The sequence below is a fragment of the Archangium gephyra genome (assembly GCF_042230915.1).
GTDB lineage: Bacteria > Myxococcota > Myxococcia > Myxococcales > Myxococcaceae > Archangium > Archangium gephyra_B.
Window position 1 is genome coordinate 8,562,663 of record NZ_CP102578.1, and the last position, 12,374, is coordinate 8,575,036.

Sequence of the window (12,374 nt, forward strand, 5' to 3'; positions counted from 1 at the left end):
AGTCCACGAAAGAGATTGAACGAGCATGACCATCCTCACCATCGCGCCCAAGCCCCCGCCCCCGCCCAAGCCCAACGAGCCCAGCGTGCCCAGCGTGCCCCGTCTCGTCTCTCCCGGCAGTCACAACACCTATTGGATGGAGAGTGGTTCTGTCCCAGGCACGCTGAGCGGATCTGTCCCCGTCCAGTGGGGAGATTCCTCCCCTGGCCTGATCGTCAACGCGCCACCCACCGGTCAAGCGTCGGAATGGACGTTCACCGGGAGAGGGTTCGGCAAGACCACCATTACGGCGAGCGCGCCGGGGTATGAACCGGTGTCCCTGGAGCTCTACATTGGCTCGGTGGTCATCGTGGGCTCGGATCACATGTACTGGCGGGTCTACTCCTATGGAGAGGCCAAGAAGATGGACCCGGGGGAGCTCAAGGGTGACGTTGGGATCCTGATCAAGAACAACGCCATCGTCGCGGATCTGACGATGGCCAGCACACCTACCGCCGTCACATGCTACCTGCTGAACCTCCAGAGCTTCAGGCCCAAGTCCAAGCCCCAGTGACAGCCACGCGCAAGGGCTTCCACGCCGGGACCCACCGCCTCCTGCCTCCGGAGGCGACGGTCGCGCGCGTGCGAGGCCTGCTGCCCATCATGGGCATCACCCGCGTGGCCAACGTCACGGGCCTGGATACCATCGGCATCCCCGTGGTGATGGTCATCCGCCCCAATGCGCGCTCGCTCTCCGTCTCGCAGGGCAAGGGGAGCGAGCTCGCCTCCGCCCGGGCCTCGGGGCTGATGGAGGCCATCGAGCTGTACCACGCCGAGCACCTCACCCATCCCCTCAAGCTCGCCACCTTCAACGAGCTGCGGTTCACCCACCGGATGGTGGATGTCACCGCGCTGCCGGCGCTGTCCGTCAGCCAGTTCCACGGCCACTTCCGCACGCTCTGGATCGAGGGCAGGAGCCTCTTCGACGCGGGCTCCACCTGGGTGCCCTACGAGCTGGTCCACATGGACTACACGCTGCCGCTGCCCTCGGGGAGCGGCTCGTTCCTGATGAGCTCCAGCGGGCTGGCCTCGGGCAACCACCCGCTCGAGGCCGTGAACCATGCCCTCTGCGAGCTCATCGAGCGTGACGCCACCACGCTCTTCCGTCTCTCCGGCGAGCAGGCCCGGCGCCGGCTCCGGGTCGACCCCGCCAGCGTGGATGACCCGGGCTGCCGGGCCCTGCTGGAGCAATACGCCCGCGCCAGGGTGGAGGTCGGCGTCTGGGAGATCACCTCGGATGTGGGGGTGGCGGCGTTCTCCTGCACCATCGTGGACTCGGATCCCGAGCCGCAGCGGCCCATCGGCCCCATGGGCGGAATGGGCTGCCATCCCTGCCGGTCCGTGGCGCTCTCGCGGGCGCTCACCGAGGCGGCGCAGAGCCGGCTCACCGTCATCACCGGCGCACGCGATGATGTCCGCCATATGGGGCCTCAAGGCTCCGAGGAGGAGCTCGAGGCGGCCCGGCGGATGCGGGACCTGCTCGTGGCCGAGCCGGCAACGCACCGCTTCCAGGACGCGCCCGACTTCCAGGGCGGCACGCTGGAGGAGGACCATTCCTTCCTGCTGGGCCGCCTGCGAGCGGTGGGGCTCGGGGAGGCGGTGGGGGTGGATCTGACGCAGCCCCACTTCGGCATTCCGGTGGTGCGCGTCATCGTGCCGGGCCTCGAGCCCCTCAACGACATTCCAGGCTACGTGCCGGGCGCCCGGGCCCGCCGCCGCCTCGCGGAGACAGCGCCATGAAGGTGGTCATCTTCGCCGGCCCCACGCTCTCGGCCGAGGAAGGACGGCGGGAGCTCGACGCCGTGTACCTGCCGCCCGCGGCGCAGGGGGACCTGTACCGGGCGGCGTTGGGCAAGCCGGTGGCCATCGGACTCATCGACGGGTACTTCGAGCGGGTGCCCTCGGTGTCCCACAAGGAAATCCTCTGGGCGATGAAGCAGGGGGTGCACGTCTTCGGCGCCGCGAGCATGGGGGCGCTGCGGGCCGCGGAGCTGACGGCCTTCGGAATGGAGGGCGTCGGCGCCATCTACGAGGCCTTCGCCAGCGGAGCCTTGGAGGATGACGACGAAGTCGCCGTGGTGCATGCCGAGGCGGAGCAGGGGTACCGTCCGCTCTCGGAGGCGATGGTGAACATCCGCGCCACCCTCCAGGCCGCCGAGCGCGCGGGGGTGCTCGGCCCGGAGGTGCGACGCACGCTGGAGCAGCTGGCCAAGGGGCAGTTCCATGCCGACCGGAGCTGGCCCGGGCTGCTGAAGCGAGGCCGGGAGGCGGGGCTCGGCGAAGCCGCGCTGGAGGCGTGCCGGCGCTTCGTCGCCGAGAGCCGGGTGGACCAGAAGCGGTTGGATGGCCTGAGCCTGCTGCGCACCCTGCGCGCGAGGCTGGAGGCGGGCCTGCCACCGAAGCAAACCCGCTACGCCTTCGCTCACACGGACTCGTGGGAGCACATCCGCCAGAAGGCGGAGGCCCTGCTCCCTCCGCGCTCAGAGGAGTAGGGGCGCCGCTGGTCCCGGCAAGAAGTTGCCGGGCGGAGTGGCCCGGCAAGTCTTCTCGGCCAGAACTTGCCGCTGCGCGAGGCGCTGGCGCGGGTTTTCGGCGCCGCCCCCCCAGGAAACGGCCGGCACGTGGCTTGCTGAATACGCGAGCGCCACCCCTTGGGCGGTCACACACTCAGCAGGAGAAGAAATCATGTCGAAGCTCACGTGTATCAGCGCGGTGCTGGTTGTCTCGGGCCTGCTCGCGGGATGCGATCCCGCGACGAGCCCTGGCCAGATGGGAGAAAGCCCGGCGGATGCGCTGCCACAAGGCGCCGACACGGGGTCTGGCACGGCCGAGCAGGGGCTGTCCGTTATCAGCCAGGGGTCGTGGTCGGGCACGGGCTGGAACTCGGGGCCGGTCGTGGATCTCGGAAGCGCCTCGGACCGGGTCTGCTTCCTCAACAAGATGACCGGAGACTTCGGTAATGCTTCCAATACCATCATCACCAGCACCCTCTTTGGGCGCTGGTTCGTCGGTGGCAACGCGACCTGGCCGGGCGTTGGAGCGCATGCACGGTGCGTGTCCGTCCCGGGGGCGGGCTCTTATGGCCAGGAGTATTCGTGGGTCCAGGGCAACCCAGCGGTCAACCTGGGCACCGCAGCGGGTCGCGTATGCTTCCTCACGGAGATGCAAGGACTGTTCGGGGGTGGAGGCGAACATGTCGAGACCTACGTGAGCGCGGGAAACTGGTACCTGGGAGGCGGCTCGATGCAGTGGGGCGTGGGGGCGAAGGCCAGGTGCATCAGCGTGCCCTCCTACTCGGGGACGTACTCCTGGTATCAAGGCATGGGTCCGGTCCGCATGGACAGCGGCGACACCACCCGGGCGTGCGTGCTGACCCGCGTGACGGGCAGGTTCGGGGGCGCGGGGGAATCGGTTGAGATCTACTCCAGTGGCGGCGCCTGGTACCTGGGAGGGGCTTCCCAGCAGGTTGATCTGGGGGCGACGGCAGTCTGCTTCTGAAAGCGTCGAGGTGGTGCGGATCATCGAGCCCGCGCCTGGCCTGCCCCGTGCTCATCCCGCCGCTCTACCGCGGCGACTGAAGACCTACGCCACCGCCTGGCGCATCGACCTCTCGCCGCGGCTGGTGGCGGACAGCGGGCTGCCGTCCACGCTGTAGAGGAATGGGGGCAATGTCGAGGGCAGCGGGGGGAGCAGAGAGGCAGAGGAAGGGTACGCCAACACCCGCCGCCTGCCTCCACACCTCAAGCACGCGAACACGTCGAAGTCGAATGTCTTCCTCTGGAGTTCCGCGAAAGTCCACTCGCGGCGTCCTCTCCTTCTGCGGCTCCTTCCTGGCCGCTGCCTCGAGCGCCACGCTCGCCTCCCCCACTCCTGCTGCTTGGGGGAGCGCCGGACGGCGGGGAGGAACGTGCCAGGGTTGGCACGGGCGCGGGCGCTCTCCGCGGACGCGCGTGTCATGGGCCTCCTGGCTACCGGGTTGCCTCGACATGGACCGGAAAACGGCTCCATTCGCCGGGATAGGCGGCTGTGGTCCAGTCTTCGCCGAGCGCATAGCCCGGCCCGATCACCCACTTGCCAGCGGCATCGAGGATCTGGCTGGCCCGGGTCCTCACTGTCTCGTTCGGCTGAAGCGTCAGGTGTGTTTCCGCGAGCCCGAAATTCTTCTTTTCACCTGACGGATTCCTGGCGGCGACGAACGTATCGACCAGCTTGATCGGGGCGCCACTGACGTTCTTCAGTTCGAATTCGACCGTGAGGCGATCGTAGAGGCGCGGGGGATCGTGCGCACCCATCGCGCTCAACGACAGCAGCCGCAAGCCGTGGACGCTGGTTTCCTGCTGGTGGTCCTCGTAGAGGATCCGCTCATGACGATCAGGTGGCGTCTCGGGGCCGGGCGGCCGCTGGTCCGGCGGTGTCGCGGTGACGAAGGCGAGGGCAAACAGCCCCACTCCGAGGAGGGCGGAGACGATTCTCGCCCACGTCGCCAACCTCGGGAGCTTGACCTCCTTGGCTTCGATCCCTCCTCCAACGAGGGCGATCAGGATGAATACCATCGCACTGAGGATGAGGATGACTTGCGGATTCATGGACGGCCCCTGAACGCAGAACAAACGGGGCCCTGTTCACCTTCTTCGTGGGAGTCGTGTCATCAATCGGGTATCCGGGCGTTACACGTCCCCGATGGGCGTGAGCCGCCCCGGGTCCTCGGATTGAACCGCACGCTGACGTCCCGAGCCCCCGCGCGCGCGCTCAGGCCCTGCTCCTTTCTGGCTAATGAGCGAGCATGGCCAGCGCGCGCCGATAGAAAACCATGTGCCTGGGCAGCACGGTCTCGCGCCCGATGAAGCGGCGGGTGATTTCCTCGAAGTCTCCCTCGTCCGCCACGGCGTTGAGGTCGCGGTTGGTCCAGTACCAGGCCGCGAGGCGGAAACCCACCTCGGGGTCCGCGGCGAGCTCGGGGTTGCCCTCCAGATCGATGCCCAGCGCCTTGCCGGCGGCACGGTAGTTGGCCCGGCCGGTGAGCAGGAGGGGGCCGCGGCCCTTGTAGCGAGCTCCGTCCCCAGGCCGCACGTTGCCCAGGTCTTCCCGGCCCTCGAACTGCTCGCCTGAATCCGGCTCCTCGAGGAGGTTGAGCTGCCCGGTCACGATGGCGAGTTGGGCGAGGAAGGCCGCCTGGCGCTGGGGGGTCGTGATGTCCGCCTCGGCCATCGCCTTGTTGAGGTGCGGCAGCAACTCGGTGGCCCGCATCTCCGAGCAGTGGGGCATGACGGTCCGCAGCAGCTCCAAGGAGAGGCCCGGGCCCTCGGGCTCTTCCCGCTCCGGAGGCTGGAAGTGGACTCCGAGCTCGCGCCAGGTGCCGGGGTCCACGATTCCGTCCACGTTCATCCCCTGACTCCGTTGGAAGGACTGCACCGCGTCCTCCGTCTGCGAGCCGAAGAAGCCATCGGCCAGGCCGGGGTTGAAGCCGGCTGCCACCAGCCTGCGTTGCAGCTCGATGACCAATGGGCCACGCGAGCCCTTGTGCAGCACGACGGGCAGGTGCATGGATGTGAGTTGAAGGAACGTCGTATCGATTCCGGTAGGAGTTGGCATGGGGAACCTCCCTCTGCCTCAAGGTGCGGTGGTGCTGACGGCTTTGTGAAGGCTTGCAACTCCCAGCCAGACATCCGCTCCCTCGACGGCCAAGGCGTATGACGCGGCAGGCCATGTCACCACCTCGGCGGCCGTCTCCGTGAAGGTCAACTGAGCCCCGAGCCTCGTGTTTCGCCCGCTTCGCATTGCAGGACGGGCACCCCCCTCGCCCCTTGCACGAGAAGGCGACGAGAAGTTCGTGGTACCGGGCGAAGTCCCGCTCCACGTACCGGGGCAGGCCGCGCCCCAGCTCGCTCGCCTCCGCCAGCAGCGTGGCGAGGTTGTCCCTCACCGCCGCATACAACACCGTCCCCTCCGGCCGCCTCTGCCGGTACTCCCACCCGTGCGTCCCCACCAACTCCTCCCCAGCCACACCTCGCCAGGGCACACGCTACCGCCAGGCTCCCACGAGACTCCGCCAAGCCCGCTCTGGGAGTGGAGGCGGCAGGTTCGATTCCCGCCGCTTCCAATTGAGGTTGCCCGCCGCCTTGAGTCGAACCCACCCCTAACGAGGAGGCGTGGAGCATCTTGGGGGACCAAATCGGTTCTTGTCGGACCAAATTTGGACCAAATCCGTACGCCTCAAGCTGTCCACCCTCGCCGTCCTCTCGCTGCTCTCCCTCTCCACCCCGGCCCTGGCCGACCCGCTGTCGCCCACGCCCCTGGCCCAGGTGGCCGAGGCCGATCTGCCCGCGCTGGCCCCGTCCCCGCGGGGGAGAGGAAGGAGGTGGGGGCGCTGGTGGCGCAGGCCCTGGAGACGAAGGACAGGGGCCTCCTGGCCTGTGACCTCCCGACATTGCCCTGCCGCCGGTAAGTTCGATCGTCAGTCTCGCGCAGATTTCAGGCCAATGGATGCTCTTGGATCGGCTTCCCCAGATGCCTTAGCTTATCGGGGTTCCGGACGATGTAGATCGCCGCGATCCTTCCGTCACGAATATCGAGCGCGGTTGTCTGCACGACACCGCGGTCGATACTGATGTAGCCCGGCAAGCCATCAATGACGGAGGTATGCAGCAATGTGGGCGACGTCGCGTTCTTGCGCCGAAGCCCGGCGAACAGGCGCAGCGCACGATCGAGACCGCGGATGATGTTGCGGAAGGCCAAGACCTTACCTCCGCCATCGGTGTGGAGCTCGACCTCATTCGCCAACAGCGAGGCGAGCGCTGCGATGTCACCGTCGCGCGCGGCAACGAAGAAGGCTTGCGTCATGCGGTTCGCCTCTGCCGCTTCGACGCTAAAGCGCGGCCGGGCGGCCTGCACATGCTTGCGCGCGCGCGAAGCCAACTGGCGAACCGCCGCAGGCTCCCGGCTGAGCGTCACGGCGACGTCATTCAGTGCAACGTCGAACACGTCGTGGAGCAGGAACGCCGCCCGTTCCAGCGGCGACAAGCGCTCCATCGCGAGCATCAGCGTGACCGTGATGTCGTCGGCGATGGCCTCATCTGGGTCAGTCGAGCCCATCAGCGGGTCCGGTAGCCACGGCCCGACATAAGTTTCCCGGCGCGCGCGTGCCGATTTCAGCTGATCGAGGCACAGGCGCGTGACGATGCGCGTCAGATAGGCCGTCGGGGCATCGACGCCGCCTTCGACTTGCTCCCATTTGAGCCAAGCATCCTGCACGACATCCTCGGCTTCGCTGAACGACCCGAGCATACGGTACGCCAGGCGTACCAGCCGCTTACGTTCTCGTTGAAAGTCCGAAAGGCGCGGGGTCTGCTGCGGCGCTTGGCTCGCCACCTTCTCGCTCTCGCTCCTCGTCACTCACGGCTCCTCTTTGGATTTGCTGATGTGGCGAGCCAGCCCGCCACATCGTGACACGATCGCAGGCTGATCGAAAATTTTCCACGGCGTGTCACACAACGGACGGCCCGCTTCGTCAATGCAGCGAGCGTCGCTTGGACGCCGCTGACAAAGGAAGCAGGCATGAACGAGATCAAGAGGCTGGTCTGGCACGAAGTGGCGCCGAAAGGAGCGCAGGCGCTGTTCGGTGTGCATCATTATGTCGCCACCGGCACCAACCTGCCGGAAGAAATGATCCATCTGGTGTTCCTGCGGGTGTCCCAGATTAACGGCTGCGCGCATTGCATCGATCTGCACACGCGCGACCTACTCAAGACCATGCCAGTGGACAAGGTGGCGCTCGTACCGGTTTGGGCTGAAGTGCCGCACTTGTTCCCACCGCAGTATCACGCGGCGCTCGCATGGGCGGAAGAAGTGACGCGAGTCAGCGAAACTCATGCCTCCGACGAAGCCTATGCCGCGGCGGCCGCTGCGTTCGAGCCGAAGGATCTCGTCGATCTCACGATCGCGATCGCCGCGATGAACGCCTTCAACCGGCTCGGCGCGCCCTTTCGGATGCCGGTCAAGGCACAGCCTTAAGGCCGTCCTCCGCTCGTGACAAACGCACCAGCGCCAACGATCCACGTGCTCCATAGCGGCACAGCCGCTCCAGCTTCCACCGCGCGGCCGCCTCTCGGATCGCCGCGACGAAAGCCCGGTACTGCTCACGCAATTCCTTCAATGCCTGGCGCGTCAAAGCATGCCCCAACGGCCGAGGGCTCCGCTTGAGGTGCGCGGACCGGGTATGCGGGTGCTGTGGGTAGAATTCCCTCGCCATGTCGCGCGTATGTCGCATGAACATGCGGAATGACCTGGAACGGGGCGGGACAGGGTGGGACGCGGCGGGATATCGACTCCCAAGCATTCCGGACGGTTGCGAGGTAAGGGCGCGATTCTGCTGGGAGTTTCGCACCGCCCGGCGCGGGTTCGATTCCCGCCGCCTCCACTGGACGTAGCAGAGCTCCGGCCGCCGTCACCATCGAGGTGAGGGAGCAGTACGCCCACCACGGGACCGGAGGTGAAACCGCTGAGCCCTTCATGTTTCTTCATGCTCGCGACAGGGACTCCCCGGGTAGCGTTGGTGCCTCCCCCACGAGGACCGCCATGACTTCTGCCAAAGCCGCCGTCCAGGGCCTCATCGGCCGCATTCTCTTCCGAGACGCCACGGTGACCCGCGTGGAGGATGTCGGCCGCCGCTTCCGCCGGCTGGTGCTCTCGGGGCCTGCCTTGCGTGGAGTGAACTGGACCCCAGGCGACAAGCTCCAGATCTTTCTGCCGGGTATTGGGACGAGGACCTACACGCCCCTGCGCTGGGACCCGAGCACGGGCGAGACCGAGTTGCTCGCGTATCTGCACGGCGATGGGCCGGGCACGCAGTGGGCAAAGACGGCCAGCCCCGGGGCCGCGCTCCAGGTCTTCGGACCCCGAAGCTCGCTCGTCGTCGGCGGTACCTCCCCGGCAGTGGTCTTCGGCGACGAGACGAGCCTGGCGCTGGCGCGGGCCAATGGTGTGCCCGGAAGGACGGTCCTCGAGGTCACCGACCCTGGCGAGACCCGAGCGGCACTCGACGCCCTGGGTTTCAGCGGCGCGACGCTTGTCGCCCGCCAGGCGAACGAAGCCCACCGTGAGGCGCTGGTCGACGCGGTCATCAAGACGCTCCAGGCGCACCCTGGGGCTCCACTCGTCCTCTCGGGCCGCGCGGCAGCCATCCAGGGCGTGCGCCAGGGACTCAAAGCCCGAGGGATCGGCCTCGCGACCGCCAAAGCCAAAGCGTACTGGGCACCCGGTAAGGTTGGGTTGGACTGAAGCAAGCGCGCAGCCCGCCAGGAAGGGTGTCAGCGTGGTGCCGTCCGACAGCGGGCGTCGTGACAACCGCTCCAACGCCAGCGCGCCACGCGCCCCGTTGGAGGCAGCGGCTGCTCGCAACCGTTCCCATCCCGCGGAGGTCTGCCTCCCCGCCAGCAGGACTCACGACCCCTGCTCACGCTCCCCGGCTCGTCTGCTGTCCTGCCGGGTAGGAGAACAGCGCACGTCGTGTCAGACCCCCGAGGCAGTATCCGCCCATGGTCCTCTCAACCGGGTCCATGACGCACCGCCTGCCCCCCCCCTGCCCTACCTCGGAGGGCAAGCAGGCCCCTCTCCGCCCCCCGCCCACCTACCCTCCAGGTAGGTTCTTTCTCCCACCCCCAGTACGTTCCCGCTCCTACCCCTCGTCCCGGTCCCAACCCAGGCAGGCAAGCGTGACGACCCCACCTTCGAGGCCCTCCATCACTCGATTTCGTGGCCCGAAATACTGAACATGTGTATAGACACCCCACCCCCGAGGCGTTGCAACCCCTCGAATTTGTTCCCTTTCACAGTGGGCCGTGGTACTCCCGCCGGCTCATCACTTTCCGTCCCGGGCCCGGAGTGCGCGAGCCGCGCCCCGCGTTCCAGAGGGATACGGACGGTCCTGACCTGAACACATGAGCATGCTCGCACAAGCGGATAACAAGACGCGCAAGAAGCAGGGAGCCTCGGGTGGCGGTGGCGATGGTGTCGCCGCGGCCGCGGGAGGCGGTGGCGGTGGTGCCACGCCCGCCTCGCTCGCCGATGAGGCCCGCCGCCGCTACCTCAACTACGCCCTCTCCGTCATCACCTCGCGCGCCCTGCCCGACGTGCGTGACGGCCTCAAGCCCGTGCAGCGCCGCATCCTGTACGGCATGTGGAACGACCTCAACCTCTCGCACGACGCCAAGTACAAGAAGTGCGCCCAGGTCGTCGGCGCCATCATGGGCCCCTACCACCCGCACGGCGACACCGCCATCTACGATGCCCTCGTGCGCATGGCGCAGGACTTCTCCCTGCGCTACCCCCTCGTGGACGGCCACGGCAACTTCGGCTCGCTCGATGGCGACGCCGCCGCCGCCTACCGTTACACCGAGTGCCGCCTGGAGAAGCTCTCCGAAGAGCTGCTCAACGAGCTGGGCCAGAAGACGGTCGACTTCCGGCCCAACTACGACGGCACGCGCACCGAGCCCATCGTCCTGCCCTCGCGCGTTCCCCACCTGCTGATGAACGGCACCACGGGCATCGCCGTGGGCATGGCAACCAACATCCCGCCCCACCACCTGGCGGAGCTGTGCGACGCGCTCACCGCGCTCGTGGACGACAACACCCTCACCGTCAAGCAGCTGCTCAAGTGGGTCAAGGGGCCGGACTTCCCCACCGGCGGAGAGATCCTCAACTCCCAGAAGGAGCTGCAGGAGATCTACGAGACGGGCCAGGGCAGCGTGCGCCTGCGCGGCGAGTACGAGCTGGAGGAGCTCAAGAAGGGCGGCCAGCAGATCGTCATCACGTCCATCCCCTACACGGTCAACAAGTCCACGCTGGTGGCCAAGTTCGGGGAGATCGTCCGCGAGCGCAAGCTGCCGCTCATCGTGGACGTGCGCGACGAGTCCACCAAGGACGTGCGCATCGTCCTGGAGCTCAAGAAGGACGCCAGCCACGAGCTGGCCATGGCGTACCTCTACAAGAACACGCCGCTTCAGACGAACTTCAACGTCAACCTCACCTGCCTCGTGCCCAACCCGGAGAACCCCGAGGTCGGCACCCCCAAGCGCCTGGGGCTCAAGGAGATCCTCCAGTACTTCCTGGACTTCCGCCTGCAGGTCATCAAGCGGCGCATCCAGTACCAGCTCGACGAGCTGAAGAAGCGCGTCCACATCCTCGAGGGCTTCGAGAAGGTCTACGACGCCCTGGACGAGATGATCCGCATCATCCGCGCCTCCGAGGGCAAGCAGGACGCCGCCAAGAAGCTCATTGCGCGCTTCAAGCTGGATGAGATCCAGGTGGAAGCCATCCTGGAGATGAAGCTCTACAAGCTGGCCCGCCTGGAGATCCTGGTGGTCCAGAACGAGCTCAAGGAGAAGCGCAAGCAGATCAAGGAGCTGGAGGCGCTGCTCAAGAGCAACCCGCGGCTGTGGGCCACGGTGAAGGACGAGCTGGCCGAGGTGAAGGCCGCCTACGGCATGCAGAAGCGCCGCACCAAGGTGAGCCGCGGCGGTGCCGAGGAGATGACCTTCGACGCCGAGGCGCTCATCGCCGACGAGGACGCCCACGTCGTCATCACCCGCGACGGGTGGATCAAGCGCGTGCGCGAGGTGAAGGACCCTGCCTCCACCCGTCTGCGCGAGGGCGATGCCGTGATGACGGTGCTCGCCGGCAGCCTGAGGGCGAACCTCGTGCTCTTCAGCAACTTCGGCACCGCCTACGTCACGCGCTTCAACGACGTGCCGGCCTCCACGGGGTACGGCGATCCGGTGCAGAAGCTCTTCAAGTTCGACGACGGCGAGCGGATCGTGGCCGCGCTGTCGCTCGACAGCCGCCTGTGGCGCCCGGAGAAGCTGCTGGGTGTCACCAAGCTGGGCATGGGCATGCGCTTCCCGCTGGCCCCGCACCTGGAGCTCTCCACCCGCGCCGGGCGCCGCTACGCCAAGACGGGCGAGGGCGATGAGATCGTCGGCGTGCAGCCGGTGGAGGACAAGGATCTGGTGGGCGTGCTCACCGAGCGGACCGCCGCCCTGGTGTGCAAGGTGGCGGAGATCAACGAGCTGGCCGGTCCGGGCAAGGGCGTCACCGTCATCAAGGTGGACGAGGGCGACCGGGTGCTGGACTTCATCGTCGCCCCCCACGGCAACAAGGACGCGGGGATCACCTTCGAGACGCAGAAGGGCCGCAAGCTCACCCTGCACGCGGGCAAGTTCGAAGTGACGGGCCGCGGTGGCAAGGGCCACGAGATGTCGCGCAAGGACGCGGTGAAGGAGGTGGCACGCATGCCCCTCTACATCCCGCTGCCGGAGCAGAAGAAGGACTAGCCGGAGACA

The 12,374-nt window shown here is 67.2% G+C and carries 10 protein-coding genes; 7 read left to right on the plus strand and 3 right to left on the minus strand.

Translation table 11 applies throughout. From position 1 onward, the window contains the following. The first annotated feature begins 25 nt into the window (after positions 1–25). The 4 genes from NR798_RS33455 (at position 26) to NR798_RS33470 (ending at position 3,537) form a co-directional block, all read left to right on the plus strand. Positions 26–553 (plus strand): hypothetical protein, encoded by a 528-nt coding sequence (locus NR798_RS33455; protein ID WP_375766589.1) that lies wholly within the window; start codon positions 26–28, stop codon positions 551–553. Continuing rightward, positions 550–1,779, plus strand: coding sequence for a YcaO-like family protein (locus NR798_RS33460; RefSeq protein WP_375766590.1), 1,230 nt, complete (start codon positions 550–552; stop codon positions 1,777–1,779). The genes NR798_RS33455 and NR798_RS33460 overlap by 4 nt, the downstream gene beginning before the upstream one ends. Further along, positions 1,776–2,531 carry a TfuA-like protein gene (locus NR798_RS33465; protein ID WP_375766591.1) on the plus strand — a complete coding sequence of 252 codons (756 nt, stop codon included), beginning with the start codon at positions 1,776–1,778 and terminating at the stop codon, positions 2,529–2,531. The genes NR798_RS33460 and NR798_RS33465 overlap by 4 nt, the downstream gene beginning before the upstream one ends. Positions 2,532–2,724: 193 nt before the next feature. After that, positions 2,725–3,537: a hypothetical protein gene (locus tag NR798_RS33470; protein WP_375766592.1), complete on the plus strand. Its 813-nt coding sequence runs from the start codon at positions 2,725–2,727 to the stop codon at positions 3,535–3,537. Between the two features lie 470 nt (positions 3,538–4,007). Here the strand turns inward: NR798_RS33470 and NR798_RS33475 are convergent, their stop codons facing one another. From NR798_RS33475 to NR798_RS33485, 3 genes are all read right to left on the minus strand, one after another. Then, the gene (locus NR798_RS33475; protein WP_375766593.1) at positions 4,008–4,625 is read right to left on the minus strand and encodes a hypothetical protein; all 618 of its coding nucleotides are present in this window, start codon (positions 4,623–4,625) and stop codon (positions 4,008–4,010) included. 184 nt (positions 4,626–4,809) lie between these two features. Further along, positions 4,810–5,631: a peptidoglycan-binding protein gene (locus NR798_RS33480; protein WP_375766594.1), complete on the minus strand. Its 822-nt coding sequence runs from the start codon at positions 5,629–5,631 to the stop codon at positions 4,810–4,812. A gap of 879 nt (positions 5,632–6,510) precedes the next feature. Beyond that, entirely contained in the window at positions 6,511–7,431 is a 921-nt protein-coding gene (locus NR798_RS33485) for a sigma-70 family RNA polymerase sigma factor (RefSeq protein WP_375766595.1), read from the minus strand. Positions 7,432–7,593: 162 nt separating this feature from the next. Here NR798_RS33485 and NR798_RS33490 point away from each other — a divergent pair, with 162 nt between their 5' ends. From NR798_RS33490 to NR798_RS33500, 3 genes are all read left to right on the plus strand, one after another. Next, entirely contained in the window at positions 7,594–8,049 is a 456-nt protein-coding gene (locus NR798_RS33490) for a carboxymuconolactone decarboxylase family protein (protein ID WP_375766596.1), read from the plus strand. A gap of 564 nt (positions 8,050–8,613) precedes the next feature. Next, the gene (locus NR798_RS33495) at positions 8,614–9,315 is read left to right on the plus strand and encodes a siderophore-interacting protein (protein WP_375766597.1); all 702 of its coding nucleotides are present in this window, start codon (positions 8,614–8,616) and stop codon (positions 9,313–9,315) included. A 665-nt stretch (positions 9,316–9,980) separates the two neighbouring features. Beyond that, positions 9,981–12,365, plus strand: coding sequence for a DNA topoisomerase (ATP-hydrolyzing) subunit A (locus tag NR798_RS33500; protein ID WP_375766598.1), 2,385 nt, complete (start codon positions 9,981–9,983; stop codon positions 12,363–12,365). Positions 12,366–12,374: the final 9 nt, after the last annotated feature.